The organism is Bacillus sp. LJBV19, assembly GCF_017797845.1.
Taxonomy (GTDB): domain Bacteria; phylum Bacillota; class Bacilli; order Bacillales; family Bacillaceae; genus Bacillus; species Bacillus velezensis.
Genome location: NZ_CP072563.1, coordinates 2,859,199 through 2,876,443, shown reverse-complemented (window position 1 = coordinate 2,876,443; position 17,245 = coordinate 2,859,199). Strand labels below are relative to the sequence as shown.

Annotated in this window: 19 protein-coding genes; 16 read left to right on the top strand and 3 right to left on the bottom strand. The window is 48.5% G+C overall.

From position 1 onward, the window contains the following. Window positions 1–70: 70 nt before the first annotated feature. The 4 genes from thpR to J6600_RS13860 all read left to right on the top strand — a co-directional run bounded on the left by thpR (window position 71) and on the right by J6600_RS13860 (window position 3,631). Window positions 71–622, top strand: a complete 552-nt coding sequence (gene thpR, locus J6600_RS13875) for an RNA 2',3'-cyclic phosphodiesterase (RefSeq protein ID WP_209387513.1) — start codon at window positions 71–73, stop codon at window positions 620–622. Between the two features lie 26 nt (window positions 623–648). Beyond that, window positions 649–1,581, top strand: coding sequence for a hypothetical protein (locus J6600_RS13870; RefSeq protein WP_104842753.1), 933 nt, complete (start codon window positions 649–651; stop codon window positions 1,579–1,581). Between the two features lie 52 nt (window positions 1,582–1,633). After that, the gene (locus tag J6600_RS13865) at window positions 1,634–2,563 is read left to right on the top strand and encodes a YegS/Rv2252/BmrU family lipid kinase (RefSeq protein ID WP_209387512.1); all 930 of its coding nucleotides are present in this window, start codon (window positions 1,634–1,636) and stop codon (window positions 2,561–2,563) included. 270 nt (window positions 2,564–2,833) lie between these two features. Then, on the top strand, window positions 2,834–3,631 hold the full coding sequence (locus J6600_RS13860; RefSeq protein ID WP_003152355.1) for a phosphotransferase family protein: 798 nt from the start codon (window positions 2,834–2,836) through the stop codon (window positions 3,629–3,631). On the opposite strand, the gene J6600_RS13855 is transcribed toward J6600_RS13860, so the two are convergent. Continuing rightward, entirely contained in the window at window positions 3,632–3,910 is a 279-nt protein-coding gene (locus tag J6600_RS13855; RefSeq protein WP_003152357.1) for a YtzH-like family protein, read from the bottom strand. 185 nt (window positions 3,911–4,095) lie between these two features. Between J6600_RS13855 and trmB the strand changes: the two genes are divergently transcribed. The 3 genes from trmB to J6600_RS13840 all read left to right on the top strand — a co-directional run bounded on the left by trmB (window position 4,096) and on the right by J6600_RS13840 (window position 7,429). Further along, window positions 4,096–4,749 carry a tRNA (guanosine(46)-N7)-methyltransferase TrmB gene (gene trmB / locus J6600_RS13850; protein ID WP_003152359.1) on the top strand — a complete coding sequence of 218 codons (654 nt, stop codon included), beginning with the start codon at window positions 4,096–4,098 and terminating at the stop codon, window positions 4,747–4,749. A 58-nt stretch (window positions 4,750–4,807) separates the two neighbouring features. After that, the gene (locus J6600_RS13845; protein ID WP_173613439.1) at window positions 4,808–5,653 is read left to right on the top strand and encodes a YtnP family quorum-quenching lactonase; all 846 of its coding nucleotides are present in this window, start codon (window positions 4,808–4,810) and stop codon (window positions 5,651–5,653) included. Window positions 5,654–5,731: 78 nt separating this feature from the next. Continuing rightward, window positions 5,732–7,429: an NAD-dependent malic enzyme gene (locus tag J6600_RS13840; RefSeq protein ID WP_209387511.1), complete on the top strand. Its 1,698-nt coding sequence runs from the start codon at window positions 5,732–5,734 to the stop codon at window positions 7,427–7,429. Between the two features lie 55 nt (window positions 7,430–7,484). Here the strand turns inward: J6600_RS13840 and J6600_RS13835 are convergent, their stop codons facing one another. After that, window positions 7,485–7,802 carry a PepSY domain-containing protein gene (locus J6600_RS13835; protein WP_003152366.1) on the bottom strand — a complete coding sequence of 106 codons (318 nt, stop codon included), beginning with the start codon at window positions 7,800–7,802 and terminating at the stop codon, window positions 7,485–7,487. 158 nt (window positions 7,803–7,960) lie between these two features. On the opposite strand from J6600_RS13835, the gene J6600_RS13830 reads away from it, so the two are divergent. After that, on the top strand, window positions 7,961–9,034 hold the full coding sequence (locus J6600_RS13830; RefSeq protein ID WP_209387510.1) for a M42 family metallopeptidase: 1,074 nt from the start codon (window positions 7,961–7,963) through the stop codon (window positions 9,032–9,034). Window positions 9,035–9,067: 33 nt separating this feature from the next. Here the strand turns inward: J6600_RS13830 and J6600_RS13825 are convergent, their stop codons facing one another. After that, complete coding sequence (locus tag J6600_RS13825; protein WP_014418659.1) at window positions 9,068–9,514, bottom strand: YtoQ family protein; 447 nt, start codon at window positions 9,512–9,514, stop codon at window positions 9,068–9,070. Between the two features lie 196 nt (window positions 9,515–9,710). Between J6600_RS13825 and J6600_RS13820 the strand changes: the two genes are divergently transcribed. The 8 genes from J6600_RS13820 (at window position 9,711) to ytxJ (ending at window position 17,165) form a co-directional block, all read left to right on the top strand. Continuing rightward, window positions 9,711–10,034: a thioredoxin family protein gene (locus tag J6600_RS13820; protein WP_014418658.1), complete on the top strand. Its 324-nt coding sequence runs from the start codon at window positions 9,711–9,713 to the stop codon at window positions 10,032–10,034. 15 nt (window positions 10,035–10,049) lie between these two features. Beyond that, on the top strand, window positions 10,050–10,859 hold the full coding sequence (locus J6600_RS13815) for a DUF1444 domain-containing protein (RefSeq protein ID WP_012118213.1): 810 nt from the start codon (window positions 10,050–10,052) through the stop codon (window positions 10,857–10,859). A 14-nt stretch (window positions 10,860–10,873) separates the two neighbouring features. Continuing rightward, on the top strand, window positions 10,874–11,479 hold the full coding sequence (gene ytpR / locus J6600_RS13810; protein WP_003152375.1) for a YtpR family tRNA-binding protein: 606 nt from the start codon (window positions 10,874–10,876) through the stop codon (window positions 11,477–11,479). A 167-nt stretch (window positions 11,480–11,646) separates the two neighbouring features. Continuing rightward, window positions 11,647–14,250, top strand: coding sequence for a DNA translocase FtsK (locus J6600_RS13805; protein WP_209387509.1), 2,604 nt, complete (start codon window positions 11,647–11,649; stop codon window positions 14,248–14,250). Window positions 14,251–14,490: 240 nt separating this feature from the next. Continuing rightward, entirely contained in the window at window positions 14,491–15,789 is a 1,299-nt protein-coding gene (gene murC / locus J6600_RS13800; RefSeq protein WP_032873626.1) for a UDP-N-acetylmuramate--L-alanine ligase, read from the top strand. Window positions 15,790–15,944: 155 nt separating this feature from the next. Continuing rightward, on the top strand, window positions 15,945–16,367 hold the full coding sequence (locus tag J6600_RS13795; protein WP_007408777.1) for a DUF948 domain-containing protein: 423 nt from the start codon (window positions 15,945–15,947) through the stop codon (window positions 16,365–16,367). Window positions 16,368–16,399: 32 nt separating this feature from the next. Continuing rightward, window positions 16,400–16,813 (top strand): YtxH domain-containing protein, encoded by a 414-nt coding sequence (locus J6600_RS13790; protein ID WP_209387508.1) that lies wholly within the window; start codon window positions 16,400–16,402, stop codon window positions 16,811–16,813. 25 nt (window positions 16,814–16,838) lie between these two features. Further along, window positions 16,839–17,165, top strand: a complete 327-nt coding sequence (gene ytxJ, locus J6600_RS13785) for a bacillithiol system redox-active protein YtxJ (protein ID WP_014418654.1) — start codon at window positions 16,839–16,841, stop codon at window positions 17,163–17,165. Window positions 17,166–17,245: the final 80 nt, after the last annotated feature.

Here is a 17,245-nt window from a genome sequence, read left to right as displayed (position 1 = left end):
CGGACAGGGTTCTCCTCTCCGCTTATCCGTTTTATAATAACACCATAACCAAAGAGGGGGAGATCCTCGTATGAAAGCTTCATTTCCGCATTATTTTATCGGCATTCCGATTCCGGCTGACATTGCTGAACCGATTTGGGAAGCAGCCAAAAAGGAGCCGGCGTTGTCATTCAAAAAATGGGTGCACCCGCATGACTATCATATTACACTCATTTTTCTCGGAGCCGCGGGTGAAGAACGGCTTGCGAAATTATCGTCTCTGCTCGCAGATGCTGCGTCGGCAGCGCAGCCGTTTACCGTACAGTTTCAGCATCTGGATACTTTCGGCGACCGCAGACAGCCGAGAGTGCTTCACCTTGAGCCCGAACGGAATGAACTGCTCTTTGATTTGCGGGAAAAAACAAAAGAGGCTGTTTTGAAAGCCGGTTTTCAAGTGGAAAAACGGCCGTATCACCCTCATATGACGATGGCGCGGAAGTGGGCGGGAGACCGGCCGTTTCCTGACGATGTGCCGTTTGAAAGCGGCAGGGTGCAAAGTGCCGTCAGCCGGTTTTCCCTGTTTCAGACCCATCTTGACCGGTCGCCTAAATACGAAGAAATCGCACAGTTTCAATTGACATAAACAAATATTCGGAGTGGAGAAATCACATGGCACAGATCATCAAAATTCACGACTGCATATCCAGATATGAACTTGATCCATATCATTATATGAACCAGTTTATCCGGCTGAAGAAAGAACGCTGGGAGGCGCTTCTTGAAGCGTTTGACCGGATGACGGAAGAAAAAGAAACGGAAACGGCTGCAGGCGGGGAAACCGATCAAGCGCCGGCCAGGAAAAAATTTTTCTTGAAAAAGAGAAAAGAAGAAAATACGGCCGATATAAATGAAAAGAGGCACCAATGGTTTGATGAGCCGGAGGGAGAAGAGGCGCTGTTCGGGAATCTTCCGTCTCAAAAATCTGAGCTCGCGCCTTTTTTCAAAGATCAGCTGTATGACTTTCAATTAAAATGGGCGAGCTCCACGCTTTCTCAAAAGTCTGAGCTTTCGCAGGCGGTCAAAAGGGACAGGATGTTAAAAATGCTGGCTCAAAAGCTGCCCGATTCCTATTTTGTGATGTATCATCCGGTTCTGCAAATTCAGCAGGCGTCCGTCGAACTGAGCATGATCATCATCTCGCCGCTGGAGATTTTCTGCGCCGCTTTTATGGAAGCGGAAGAGGACAGCGTATATATCGGATCAAAACACCGTTTTTGGGAAGAAAGAGGCTCCGGCAGCACGCGCCAAGTATTGAATCCGTCTCTCAGCCTGCACCGGACGGGCTCGGTCGTTTCGCAAATCGTAAAAGAAAAGCAGGCCGACATTCCCGTGCGGAAGCTTTTGCTCAGCAGAACGTCTTATATTGATTACCCGGAGCCGCCGTACGGGCTGGAAATAGCTGATAAACGGACTGCCGCAGAGTGGCTGGAAAAGCAGCAGAAAAATACGGCGCCGATCAAGCACCACCAGCTGAAGGCGGCGAAGGCTCTTTTGTCTTACGGCTTGAGCGATTCAAGCCGGAGACAGGAATGGCTTGATTAAAACGGACGTTTGCCGGCTGTCTCTTCATCTATGAAGCAGGTGAAAACAAACGATGAGTCAATGGTTTTTTATTATTAATCCGGTCTCAGGAGGCGGGCGGGGCCGGCGTGTCTGGAAATCAGTTCAAAAAGAGCTGACCAGGCGCGGGGTCAGCCACCGCTCTTTTTTGACCGGGCATCCCGGACATGCGGAGGTGCTGGCGAGACAGATTTCAATGATGCAGGATCATAAGCTTAAGCGGCTGTTCGTCATCGGCGGTGACGGGACGATGCATGAAGTCATTAACGGACTGAAAGGAACGGATCAGATTGAGCTGACCTTTGTGCCTGCCGGTTCGTACAATGACTTTTCGAAAGGGCTCGGTATTAAGAAGTCGGCGCTCCTCCAAGAAATCAAAAGTCTGCACCGCCCGCTCACACGGAAATTTTTTGCGGGAAACATCAACTTTTTTCATGACAAAGCGCAATCACTTTATTTTATTAACCACCTGTCTGTCGGCTTCGATGCCTCAGTTTTGAAGGCAGCCGCGAATTTTCCGTTTTCGCGCGTTCTTCGGTTTTTGCGTCTCGGCTTTGTGATTTACCCGCTCGCGCATTTACATACGGCCACGGGGTTTCAGCCGTTCAGATTTGTTTGTAAGGCAGACGGCCAGAGGCATGAATTCCGCAATGTCTGGTTTGTCATTGCGGCTAATCACCCTTATTACGGAGGCGGCATGAAAGCGGCGCCTTCAGCAAATCCCCGTCAAAACCATTTTGATATTGTCATCGCAGAAAACCTGTCCTTTTTCTCGCTGTATCGTTTTTTATGGGCGATGAGCTTCGGCCGGCATATCAAAATGGAAGGAGTGACGATGATAAAGGGGAAGGAATTCGTTTTTGAAACAGATGGGAAAATTCCGTTTCACGCTGACGGCGAGCTGATCGGAACGACGCCGTTTCGGCTTATGCCGGGCGGTACGCCGCTGAAAATAAAAACATAATAAACAAATGAAACCCGTCACATGTTTCACGGCAAAGAGCGGTTCGCGGCATAAATCTTCAGAATTCACAGGTGTTCTTGCTAGTTTTGCTTGACGAAGTTTGTGCTGTAGCGCTAAAATTTATAGGACGGCTATTGATTAGCATATGAGACTCTCAATAGCTGTCTTTTTTATTCTCATGAAATTGTTTATGACAGGCCGCTCCGCCAATAGTGAAAGGCTGGAGGCCTATTCTAAAATATTTTAAGAAATGATGGGTTGAACATTGATATGAACTGGTTGGGACAATTACTAGGTAGCGATTGGGAGATCTTCCCCGCCGGAGGAGCTACAGGAGATGCATATTATGCGAAACATAACGGCCAACAGCTTTTTTTAAAACGTAATAGCTCGCCCTTTTTAGCCGTGTTATCCGCCGAAGGCATTGTTCCGAAGCTGGTTTGGACGAAACGGATGGAAAACGGAGACGTCATTACGGCTCAGCATTGGATGGCGGGCAGGGAGCTGAAGGCAAAGGATATGAGCGGACGCCCGGTGGCTGAGCTGCTCCGCAAAATCCACACATCAAAAGCTTTGCTCGACATGCTGAAAAGATTGGGAAAAGAACCGCTTGATCCGGGCGCCCTTTTGTCGCAGCTGAAGCAGGCCGTCTTTGCCGTGCGGCAATTTTCGCCGCTTATTCAGGAAGGCCTTGCTTATTTGGAAGCTCATGTGGATCAGGTGCAATTCGGTGAAAAAGTCGTTTGCCATTGTGATGTGAATCATAATAACTGGCTTCTGTCTGAAGACAACCAGCTGTATTTAATAGATTGGGACGGCGCCATGATAGCCGATCCGGCCATGGATCTCGGCCCTTTATTGTATCATTACGTCGAAGAGCCAGCGTGGGACAGCTGGCTTGGGATGTACGGCATGAAGCTCACGGAAGGGCTTCGGCTGAGGATGGCGTGGTACATGTTATCGGAGACCATCACCTTCATCGCCTGGCACAAATCAAAAGGAAACGACAAAGCGTATCATGATGCCATGGAAGAGCTTCATGCCCTGATGAAGCGGATTGTCAAGTAGTCAGGAGTACGAATCCATCTGCTCCACCCATTGGGACAAATGGTTTTGGTGCTCCTGAATATGCGTGTCGATGGAATCGGCCGTGATGCCGGACTGGCTGTAGCGGTAGACATCCTCGAGCACGTTTTTTATATTTGAATCAAGCCCGGTGTTGGCCATCAGTGATTTGATGACGCGCTCCAGCTGTTCATACTCGGCAACCGTGCCGCAGCAATCCAATTGATGGTCGGCCAGTATGTCCTTTAATAACCGGACCTGATGTTCGCTTGTTAAGCCCATGATTCATATACACATCCTTTCTGTGTCATACATTGTGCAAAGCGGTGCGGTTTTATGCATCACATGAGTGTTCCGGACCGGGGAGCCTCTTTTTTTATGCAGCCGGCGCTTTTAAAAGGCGCTTGCGGCTCTTTATGTTTCATGGTATGTTGTTACTCGAAATTATAGATAGAGGTGTCAATCATATGAGAATGCGCCATAAACCTTGGGCGAATGATTTTCTGGCAGAAAACGCTGACATCGCCATCAGTGACCCGGCCCAGTATAAAGGGCGGTGGAACACGGTCTTTGGCAATGACAACCCGATCCATATTGAAGTCGGTACGGGAAAAGGGCAGTTCATTTCAGGAATGGCCAAGCAGAATCCGGATATCAACTATATCGGGATTGAGCTGTTTAAAAGCGTCATCGTCACTGCCGTCCAAAAAGTAAAGGACAGCGGGGCTCACAATGTCCGTTTGTTAAATATAGACGCGGAAACACTGAATGACGTATTTGAACGGGGAGAAATCAAGCGCGTATATTTAAACTTTTCTGACCCGTGGCCGAAAAACCGCCACGAAAAGCGCCGTTTAACATTTAAAACGTTCTTGAAAAAATACGAAGAAGTGATGGGCGAAACAGGTGAGATTCATTTTAAAACCGATAACCGCGGTTTATTCGAATACTCTCTGAAAAGCTTTTCCGAATACGGCCTGCTTCTGACGGAAGTCAGCCTTGATCTGCACAACAGCGATCCGAAGGGCAATATTATGACAGAATACGAAGAAAAATTCTCCGCGCTCGGCCAGCCGATTTACCGGGCCGAAGTAGAATGGAGAACAAAAGACAGACTCTGATGCGGGAGTCTGTTTTTTTATGCCGCCATTTGCTACCATTACATCAGGAGGGATAAAGATGGAGACATTGAATATTGGGAATATTTCATTAACATGGCTGGACGGCGGTGTAACGCATATGGACGGCGGAGCGATGTTCGGCGTTGTCCCGAAGCCTTTATGGTCGAGAAAATACCCCGTAAATGACAAAAACCAGATTGAATTAAGAACAGACCCGATTCTGATCAGAAAAAACGGCCTGAATATATTGGTTGACGCGGGTATCGGCAGAGGGAAATTCTCTGATAAACAAAAAAGGAATTACGGCGTAACACAGGAATCCAATCTGAAACAATCTCTTCGTGAACTCGGGCTTTCCTGTGAGGACATTCATATTGCCGCGATGACCCATCTTCATTTTGACCATGCATGCGGCCTGACGGAGTACAGCGGAGAGGAGCTTGTCTCTGTTTTCCCGAATGCCCGCATTATCACTTCTGCGACAGAGTGGCGCGAAATGAGAAATCCTAATATCAGATCGAAAAATACATATTGGAGAGAAAATTGGGAGGCGGTACAAGATCAGGTCGAAACCTTTGAGAACGAGTATCAGCTGACAGAAGGCATTACGATGCACCACACCGGCGGCCACAGCGACGGCCACAGCGTCATCGTCTTAGAAGACGAAGGGGAAACGGCTGTGCATTTTGCCGACCTGATGCCGACGAACGCGCATAAAAATCCGTTATGGGTGCTGGCCTATGATGATTATCCGATGACTTCCATTCCGCAAAAGCAGAAATGGCAGACGTTCGCGGCAGAAAAAGACGCCTGGCTGATTTTCTATCACGACGCGATTTACAGAGCGGTAAAATGGGGAGAAGACGGCGAAGTGGCTGCATCTGTCAAACGGGAGAAAAAATAAGCGGATCGATGATTTGCCTGTATGAATTTCGGGAATAAAAGCAAACCTAAGACAAATTGCTTTGAAAGGAAGAGACAGGTGAATCAATTTCAAGTGACGAAAGATGGAGAAATCAAAACAACTCTGCGCGGATTAGAAGTGCTTTCTACGCCTTTTTTAAATAAAGGGGTGGCCTTTACACAGGAGGAAAGAAAGGAACTCGGGCTCGAGGGATTTCTGCCGCCGAAAGTATTGACAATCGAAGAGCAGGCGAGGCGGGCCTACGAACAATTCAGTTCGCAGCCTGATGAGCTGAGCAAAAATGTCTACTTGACCGCTCTCCATGACCGGAATGAAACGTTATTTTACAGGCTGTTAAATGATCATTTAGGCGAAATGCTGCCGATCGTATATACGCCGACCGTCGGCACTGCGATCCAGCGTTACAGCCATGAGTACAGAAAACCCCGCGGTCTGTATTTGTCAATAGATGATCCTGAGGGAATGCGCACCGCATTTCAGCAGTTCGGAAAAAATGAAAACATTGACTTAATCGTTGCCACAGATGCGGAGGGCATTCTGGGAATCGGTGACTGGGGCGTCGGCGGCATCGCCATTTCTGTCGGAAAACTCGCGGTGTATACGGCGGCGGCCGGAATTGATCCGTCACGAGTGCTTGCGGTCGTATTGGACGCGGGGACAAATCAGGAAAGCCTCTTAAATGACCCGCTTTACGTCGGAAACCAGCATTCAAGAGTACGCGGCGAGAAATATGACCGCTTTATTGATGAGTATGTCTCGCTTGCCCGGGAAACATTCCCGAATGCGCTGCTTCATTGGGAGGATTTCGGTACGGCTAACGCCCGCGGCATATTAAAACGGTATAAAGATAAAGTCTGTACGTTTAACGATGACATTCAAGGAACGGGCGCGGTATCGCTTGCAGCTGTTTTAGCGTGTGCGAAAGCATCAAAAGTGCCTTTAAAAGAGCATAAAGTCGTCGTCTTCGGCGCGGGAACGGCCGGGATCGGAATTGCTGAGCAGCTGCGCGAAGCCATGGTGCATGACGGATTAAGCGAAGAAGAATCCTACAGCCATTTTTGGTGTATCGACAGAAACGGATTGTTAACGGATGATATGAAGGACTTGCGTGATTTTCAGGTTCCGTACGCTCGCCCTGCTGATGAAGTGAAAGAGTACGGCCGCAGCGGTGAAGGCGGATCAATCGATCTGGCGGAGACGGTGCGTCAAGCCAAGCCGACGATTCTGATCGGCACATCCACCGTATCAGGCGCATTTACGGAAGAAATCGTCAAAGAAATGGCCTCGCATGTCAAACGGCCCGCTATTTTGCCGATGTCAAACCCGACGACATTATCAGAAGCAAAACCTGAAGATTTAATTAAATGGACGGAAGGCCGCGCGCTTGTCACTACGGGAAGTCCATTCCCGCCTGTTGCGTATAACGGCGTTACCTACCATATCGGACAGGCGAATAACGCGCTCGTATTCCCGGGACTCGGACTCGGCACGATTGTGACGAAAGCAAGGCTCATTACGGACAATATGTTCGTTGCCTGCGCGAATGCCATCGCCGGTATGGTGGACGTCGGCAAGCCCGGTGCGCCGATGCTTCCGAAAGTGGAGGATCTCAGGACGGTATCGGCAACCGTGGCGGTAGCCGTAGCGAAAGCAGCCATTCAGGACGGTGTAGCGGAAACGGAACCCGAGGATCTGATCCAAGCGGTGCAGGACGCGATGTGGCACCCCGTATATAAACGAATTCGGCCGATGTAACCGAATAAAGCCCAAAACGCTGATGGTTTTGGGCTTTATTTTTTGCTTGTCCGAATTATGAGGCGACAGAATCAATGACATCGACAATCTGGCCTGTTTTTGCATTGACCATAACTTCATATTGCTCCAGTTCGCCGAATGCCGAACGTGTCACGCCGGTTTTGTATACCTGGATGGTTTCTCCGTTTACCTGGTAGGGCTCGGGCTCTGTGTAAATCCATGATCCGTCTATCGGCCCGCGCTGTTTAAAAGCCGCTTTCACGATACGGAGCGCTTTTTCTGAAGAGATATAAGGTTTCATCGCATACTTTTTCACTGCGATGGCAGCGCATAATCCGACTCCTGCACCTAAGAGAAAATGACGTAATTTCAATATGAAGCACCTCCAATTATGTCGTAGTTTTTATTATACAGAAGATGCCAGACGGTGTTAAGTAAAGCGGCGGTTTTACAGCCCATTCAATCTGAGCGCTTGGAAAACGGTTGTTTTTCTAATAAAATAAAAGCATTACATAGAAATGAGGGGAAAATATGAATGAGGAAACGAAAACGCTTTTCCGGACGCTGACGCAGCTTCCCGGCGCACCGGGAAATGAACATCAGGTCCGCTCCTTTATGAAACGGGAGCTTGCGAAATATGCGGATGACATCGTGCAGGACAGACTCGGAAGTGTTTTCGGAGTAAGGCGCGGCGCTGAAGATGCGCCGACCGTTATGGTAGCCGGCCATATGGATGAAGTCGGGTTTATGGTAACGCAGATTACGGATAACGGCATGCTGAGATTTCAGACGCTCGGCGGCTGGTGGAGTCAGGTGCTGCTTGCCCAGCGCGTCGAGGTGCAGACGGATAACGGACCGATTATCGGCGTCATCTCAAGCATCCCGCCCCACATTTTAACGGATGCCCAGCGCGCAAAGCCGATGGAGATCAAAAATATGATGATTGATATCGGTGCCGATGACAGAGAGGACGCGGTCAAAATGGGGATCAGACTGGGACAGCAGGTCGTGCCTGTCTGCCCGTTCACCCCGATGGCCAACGAGAAGAAAATATTGTCCAAAGCGTGGGATAACCGCTACGGCTGCGGGTTAAGCATTGAATTATTAAAAGAGCTGCACGGAAAAGACCTGCCGAACAATCTGTACGCCGGGGCCACCGTACAGGAGGAAGTCGGCTTGAGAGGGGCGCAGACAGCGGCCAACATGATTCAGCCTGATCTCTTCTTCGCGCTTGATGCCAGCCCGGCAAATGATATGAGCGGCGATAAGGAGCTGTTCGGCCGTCTCGGCGAGGGGGTGCTGCTCCGCATTCTTGACAGAACGACGGTCATGCACCGCGGGATGAGAGAGTTTGTCCTTGATATGGCGGAAACGCACAATATCCCTTATCAATATTTCGCTTCAGGCGGGGGAACGGATGCCGGACGGGTCCACATCTCAAACAGCGGGGTTCCGTCTGCCGTCATCGGCGTTTGTTCAAGATACATTCATACAAATGCCGCTATCATCCATGTCGATGATTATGCCGCGGCGAAAGAAATGCTCATTAAGCTGGTCATGGCGAGTGACAAACAGACGGTCGAAACGATTAGAGAAAATGTGTAAAAAAATAAGCAGGACCGCATAAAGGCGGCCTGCTTATTCTGTTTCAAATAAATAAGAGAGTGCTTTCATCGCTTGATTGACGGTTTCGACCGTGATATTGGCTTTTCCGGAAAGCTCTTTCAGCGGATGATGAAGTTCTTTCGGACGGATGAGAATGAGCGGCTTTCCTTTTGCGATGGCATAAGAAGCATCCATCGCGGTATTCCACTGTTTATATTTCTCGCCAAACAGGGCGATCACAAAATCGGCTTTTTCCATCAGCACCTCTGTACGGAAATTGTTGATATCGGAAGCTCTGGCGTCTTTTAAAACAGAATCGGGCTGCACGCCCATAATCTCTTCTCCGATATTGTCTGAACGTTCATGGTTTTCCATCGGGCCGACAAACGTAATCGGCAGGTCCAGCGCCGTTGCTTTTTGTTTGATCTCATCCCGCCAATCACTGTGGATTTCACCCGCTAAATACACGACAAACTGCATCTTTTGCCCCTCCTTATGTACATATTCAGATTTTCGTACGGCTACAAGCAAAATGGTAAACGAAACTTGCTTGATAATGCAAATGAAATATGATAATGATATTGCATATAGTTGGTCTTGCCGTAAACAGTCTGGTATGATCCAATTGGACAAACATCAGCATCTAAAAACTCATAATCCAGATGGAGGAATAACAATGAAAAAGATTGAAAGCACGGAAGAATTGCAAAAAGCGGTACAAGACGATTGGGCGGTATTTATGTTTTCAGCGGATTGGTGCCCGGACTGCCGCTTTGTGGAGCCGTTTCTCCCTGAGCTGGAAGCGGACTTTCCTGAATTCACTTATTACTACGTAGACCGCGATCAATTTATTGATACATGCGCGGAATGGGAAATTTACGGCATTCCGAGCTTTATTGTGTTTAACGGAGGAAAAGAAGTGAACCGCTTCGTCAGCAAAGACCGTAAAACAAAAGAAGAAATTGAGCAATTTTTAACCGATTCCCTTGCTAAAGCATAAAGGAGGCCACGGGCTTTGAAAATGACGTCAAGGAAGCTGGCGGATTTATTAAAACAGCGCCTGCAGCACGAGAACCGATCCTTCTTTTTTGACAGAGAAAAAGACACCCTCCGTGTTGAGGATCAAACGACCAAAAAAGGCATCACATTGGAGCTCCCGCCGATCATTGCGAAGTGGGAGACGAAAAAAGAAGAAGCGATCGACGAAATCGTCTACTATGTGTCAGAAGCAATGGAGGCGATGGAAGGCAGCGGACAGGAGATGTCCGGAAAGGAAGCCGGAATCTATCCGGTCATCCGCTCCACATCATTTCCCGATCAAACGAGCGACGGCATTCCGCTCGTGTATGATGACCATACGGCCGAAACGAGAATCTACTACGCGCTTGACCTCGGTAAGACGTACCGCTTAATTGACAGCCGTATGCTCGAGAAAGAAAACTGGACAAAAGAACGGATCAGGGAGACGGCGTCATTCAATCTCCGCTCTCTTCCTTCGGTTGTGAAACAGGATACGGTTGCGGACAATTATTTTTATTTTTTCAGGGCGAATGACGGCTATGACGCCAGCCGGATTCTCAATGATTCGATTCTTCATGAATACAAGCAGGCCGCTGAAGGCGAATTGGCGATTTCCGTCCCGCATCAAGATGTATTAATACTTGCTGACATTCGAAATGAATCGGGTTATGATATTTTAGGGCAAATGTCCATGAGCTTCTTTGCAAGCGGCACGGTGCCGATTACGGCCCTTTCATTTCTGTATAATGAAGGCAGACTGGAACCTGTGTTTATCATGGCGAAAAGCCGGCCGAAAAAGGATTAGAAAGGATTTTTCTTATGAACGCTTTTTACAATAAAGAAGGTGTGGGAGATACGCTTCTGATCTCTCTTAAAGATGCGGCACGCGAAGAAATCGGCTATGAAAGAGAAGGCGATGTCGTCAGAATCTTTAACAAAGAAACAAAAGAAACGACGGGCTTTAACATTTTTAACGTGTCTTCTTACTTACAGATTGAGGACAACGGCCCCGTCGCTTTGTCTGAGACATTCGTTCAGGATGTGAATGAAATACTGAACAGAAACGGCGTTTCAGAAACGCTGACGGTTGACCTTTCTCCGAAATTTGTTGTCGGTCACGTTGAATCGAAAGAAAAACATCCGAATGCGGATAAACTGAATATCTGCCAAGTGAATGTGGGAGAGGAAACCCTTCAAATCGTTTGCGGCGCGCCGAATGTGGACAAAGGACAAAAAGTCGTCGTCGCTAAAGTCGGCGCGGTAATGCCGAGCGGACTTGTGATTAAAGACGCTGAATTAAGAGGCGTTCCGTCAAGTGGCATGATCTGCTCCGCGAAAGAACTCGCTTTGCCGGATGCGCCGGCGGAAAAAGGGATTCTTGTTCTTGAAGACAGCCGCGAGGCCGGCGAAGCATTTCAATTCTAACTCCCATAAATAAGCGCACAGAATCGAATGATGTGAGAGAAAGCCGTTAAGCAGGCCTGCTTAACGGCTTTCTTCAGTTGGAAGCTTAATCTTTTCTGAGCCGCCCGGCAATGGTATACTAAATATCGTCCCAGACTACTAAAAAGGGAGTTAGAGAGTGATTAAACATGAGTTGGCTGAATAAATTTTTTGACTTATTTTTAGGTGAAAAAGAAGAAGAGCATGAACGTGAACCGAACACGCATGCCCAAATCCCGAAACAGCAGATACCGGATCAGCCAGAAGGCAAATTAACGCGCATGGAAGATCCTAAAATATATTACGAATATCCGAAAGGGAATTTCCGCTTCCCCGTCGTTCCGGACGGCTATAAGCGAACGGAGCAAAACCAAAGACAGCGGGAAAGGCACGAACGCCGCCAGCCGTCCCGGGGTTATGCCGTTGGGCAGGAGCAAACCGAGCGGAAACAGAATACACATAAAGAGCCTGATACGGTGAAAAAGCCCTTTAAACCGTCATCGATTCCTTCACCGGTTTACGGCTTTCAATCTCAGCACAGCATAAAAAAAGCGCCTATTTCCGAACAGCGGCGTGAAGAGAACGTAACATTGCTGTCAGAGGAGCAATTTGTTTCGCCAAAAGCCGGTCAGGAAACGGAAAAAGAGCCCGTCTTCACAACATCCGGCATAACAAAACAGACGAATGACCGGCCAGAACCGTTTGCGAAACAAGAAACGGAAGAAATCCCGGCCGTTAAAAAAGAGGAGCTTCACACCGAGGCTGAGAATGCAAAAGAGCAAGTGTTTGCAGCAGCAGAACCGCAGCAGACTGAAGAGCGGGAGCACACGGAAAGCGCAGAGTCTGCCGGCTTTACAGAAGAACAAGAGCATGAACAAACCCGCCCGCAGCCTATAATAGAGTCTGAGTATGAAGCATCCCGAACGGCTGAAAACACAGAGGAACAAGCGGCGCCGCAGGAGGAATATCAGGAGCCTGAGCCGGAAAAAGCACCGCCTTTTGAAACCGCAGAAGAACCGGTGTATACATACACAGAACCCGGATACGATGAGGAAGTTCAGCCGCAGTCTGAAGACAAGCCCGAATCAGGTGAAACCGACGCGAAACAGGAAGCAGATGCTCAGCCTGAGTACAATGAAGCCGAGCGGCATTCAGACCCCGAGCCTGAACCTGCAAGCATCGAGACGGCCGATGCCCCGTCCCGGCCTGCCGAAGAAAAAACGGAGCATCGCGGAGAGCCGCAGCCTGTGAAAAAAGCGGAGCGGCCGAAAGAGCGCAATGTTCCGTTTAACGTCATGATGCTTAAAAGCGATAAACACAAGCAGACGAAGACGCCAGAGGGCGGAGCGAGCTATGTCTTTCCGAATCTGTCGCTTCTGGACGTACCGCCGGCGCAAAGACATGACGACCAATCGTGGATTGAAGAACAGCGCGAGCTTTTAAACGTTACACTGAAAAACTTTAATGTGCGCGCCCAAGTCGTTCATGTCACACAAGGCCCGTCCGTCACACGTTTTGAAGTGCATCCTGAGCCCGGAGTGAAAGTAAACAAAATTACAAACTTAGCAGATGATATTAAACTGAGCCTGTCTGCCAAGGATATTCGGATTGAGGCGCCGATCCCCGGTAAAAACACGATCGGCATTGAAGTTCCGAACCGCGTAAGCAAGGTCGTCGATTTACGGCAGATGATCAGAAGCGCCGCTTTCAGGACGAATCCGTCTCCGCTTACAGCCGCGCTCGGTGTCGATATTTCCGGAAACCCGGTCGTCATTGATTTGAAAAAGATGCCGCACGGGTTGATAGCGGGTGCGACAGGATCGGGAAAAAGCGTCTGCATCAATACCATTTTGGTCAGTCTGCTTTATAAGGCGGATCCGAGTGATGTCAAAATGCTTCTGATTGATCCGAAAATGGTCGAGCTTGCGCCTTATAACCAAATTCCGCATTTGGTCAGCCCCGTCATCACAGACGCCAAAGCCGCGACCGCCGCGTTAAAATGGGTTGTGGAAGAGATGGAACGGCGATATGAACTGTTTGCCCATTCGGGTGTGAGAGATATCGGCCGCTTTAATGAATTAACCGCCGATCATAAGACAGGCGAAAAGCTCCCGTACCTCGTAGTGGTTATTGATGAGCTTGCCGATTTAATGATGGTCGCGCCGAACGATGTGGAAGAAAGCATTGCCAGAATCGCGCAGAAAGCGAGAGCCTGTGGCATTCATCTGCTTGTCGCGACACAGCGTCCGTCTGTCGATGTCATTACCGGAATGATCAAGGCAAACATACCGACGAGGATTGCATTCTCCGTCTCAAGCCAGGTAGATTCCAGAACGATCATCGACATGGCGGGAGCGGAAAAGCTGCTCGGAAAAGGCGACATGCTGTACTGGGAAAACGGTACCGGAAAACCGGTGCGCCTGCAGGGCAACTTTGTATCCGACAGAGAAATTGACCGCGTCGTCTCTCATGTCAGAAAGCAGCTGCCGCCTTCTTATTTGTTTGAACAGGAAGAACTGATCAGGCAGGGAACCGCCCTTAAGGAAGAAGACGAACTGTTTCCTGAGGCGTGCCAATTCGTCGTGGAGCAAAACAGCGCCAGCACCTCAAGCCTTCAAAGAAGGTTCAGAATCGGTTATAACCGCGCCGCGAGGCTGATTGACATGATGGAAGCCGAAGGCATGATCTCAGAAGCGAAGGGCAGCAAACCCCGTGAAGTGCTGATTACGGCCGCTGACATTGCTCAAGAATAAGAATATCGTTCATTTTTCTCACAAACATGGTATGATAGTGGATGGACCATCAAAACTGCATCACTGTCACGCGCTGAAATATCATGCGGCAGGTTTAATCAAAAAGAAAGTTACAGATACTGACGATAACGTAAAAATAAATGGAAGCGCCGCTGTGCGGGCTTTTCGCCCGCGGCGGTCGCAAAATGAAATGAGCGTCATATACTGGGGAACAGATAGACGTTTGTTGGAGGTACGATTATGACTGTTTATCATTTTGTTGGAATAAAAGGGACAGGTATGAGCCCGCTTGCTCAAATCCTGCATGATACAGGGTATCAGGTGCAGGGATCGGATATCGAGAAGCAGATTTTCACTCAGGCTGCCCTTGAAAAAAGAAATATCCCGATCTATCCGTTCAGCGCCGATAACATCAAACCCGGCTTAACGGTAATCGCCGGTAACGCATTCCCTGATTCTCATCCGGAAATCGCAAAGGCGCTCGCTGAAGGGATTCCTGTCATCAGATATCATAAATTTTTAGCTGAATATATGAAAAAATATACAAGTGTCGCGGTAACGGGCGCACACGGCAAGACGTCCACAACGGGCCTCTTGGCACACGTGATGCAGCAGGCGAAGCCGACTTCGTTTCTTATCGGGGACGGAACGGGCAGAGGAAATGAAAGCAGCGAATACTTTGTATTTGAAGCCTGCGAGTACCGCCGTCATTTCTTAAGCTATCAGCCTGATTATGCGATTATGACGAATATTGATTTTGACCACCCTGATTATTTCGCCAACATTGACGATGTGTTTGATGCTTTCCAAAACATGGCGCTTCAAGTCAACAAAGGCATCATTGCCTGCGGTGATGACGAGTACCTGCCGAAAATTCACGCCAATGTGCCTGTCGTGTATTACGGCACGGGAGAAGAAAATGATTTTCAAGCGAGAAACATCGTAAAAAATACGGAAGGCACGACATTTGACGTCTTTGTCCGCAATACGTTTTACGATACGTTCTACATCCCGGCATACGGCCATCACAATGTCCTCAATTCCTTAGCGGTCATTGCGCTTTGCCACTATGAAGAGATAGACGTGAACATGATTAAGCTCGGACTTGAATCATTCGGCGGCGTCAAACGCAGATTCAATGAAAAAGTGATCGGCAGCCAGGTACTGATCGACGACTACGCCCACCATCCGACTGAAATCAAAGTCACGATTGAGGCGGCGCGCCAAAAATATCCCGAACGTGAAATCATCGCGGTATTTCAGCCGCATACGTTTACACGGACGCAATCATTCCTGGATGAATTCGCAGAAAGCTTAAGCGCGGCCGACCGCGTGTATTTGTGTGACATTTTCGGCTCTGCCCGCGAGAACGTCGGCAAGCTCACGATCACGGATCTTCAGGAAAAAATCGATAACGCAGAACTCATTGAAGAAAATGACACATCCGTGTTAAAAGCGCATGAAGGCGCAGTGCTGATCTTCATGGGCGCCGGAGACATTCAAAAATATATGAGAGCCTATGAAAACGTCATAGCGTAACGAAAAAGCAGTGGGGCTCTCACTGCTTTTTTGTGCGTGCTGCAAAGGGATTTACCGAGAAACGGAGAAATAGTATACATACAGATCTTTCATATATGTTTATCATTTTAAGAATTGGGTATATACCACTATATCCTGCATTAAGGAGGTATTAGATGATCATCATTCTTTACTTAAGCGTCGCACTCATTGCCGTTGCATTTCTCATCCTCGTCATCTATCTGTCCAAAACATTAAAGTCCGTGCAGATGACCTTAACAAACGTTGCCTCGACTTTAGACGGCCTTGAAGGGCAGATGAAAGGCATTACCGCAGAGACAACCGAGCTGTTACATAAGACAAACCGTCTCGCGGAAGACATTCAGGAAAAATCAGAGAAATTAAATACGGTTGTCCATGCTGTCCAGGAAGTGGGAACTTCCGTCCAGCAGTTTAATACATCCATAAAGCAGGCAGCAGGTTCCGTTACGGCCTCTGTAAGAGAGAATCAGGATAAGATCAGTCAGGTTGTCACCTGGAGCCAGGCCGCTATGGAAATATGGGACAAGTGGAAGCAAAAGAAAAAAACATCGCTTTAATCATAAGAAAAATCCACTAAGGAGGAATCATAATGAGCAAAGATGGAATCAATAGTAAGGATTTTTTAATCGGAACGCTGATCGGGGGAATTATCGGCGCGACAACGGCGTTGTTTCTGGCGCCTAAATCAGGTAAGGAGCTGCGCGACGATCTCGGCAGTCAGGCTTCTGCGTTAAAGGATAAGACGGACAGAATGACGGCCGACGCGAAAGAAAAAGGCTCTCAATATGTCAGCATCGCCAAGGACAAAACATCTAATATCACCCAGCTGGTAGCTGATCAGTCAGGCCAGATTATGAATAAAGTGAAGGATTTAAAAGACTGTTCTAAGAGCACACTAACCGAGAAAGCCGAAGAGACGAGAAGCGAAATGCAGGACACGGCCCAAAGCATCAAGGCCGAAGCGGAAGACGCCGGGGAAAAAGCCGGTCAGGCAAATCGCTGATCCTCAATAAGGAGAGATAACCGACATGACAAAACAGCTGATATCGTCTGAAGAAGAGTTCAAAAATGCCGCTGAGAAAGAAAACACGCTCGTGTTTTTGAAACACAGCACAACCTGCCCGATCAGCCAAGCCGCGTTTCAGGAGTTTGACGCCTTTGCATCGGAGCATTCGGAAGTGCCTTCTTATTACCTGCAGGTGCAGGACAGCCGGCCGCTTTCAAACTATATCGCCGAGACATACGGCGTGAAACATGAAAGCCCGCAAGTATTCGTCATTACAAACGGCGAAGTGAAATGGCACGCGTCTCATTCACAAATCACAAAAAACGCAATAGAGCAGCACCTTTCATAATTGCTGGCCGCCGGTTGATACCGGCGGTTTTTTTTTGAAAAAAACTATTGATCATTTCAGCCGGATCATGTAGGATATCA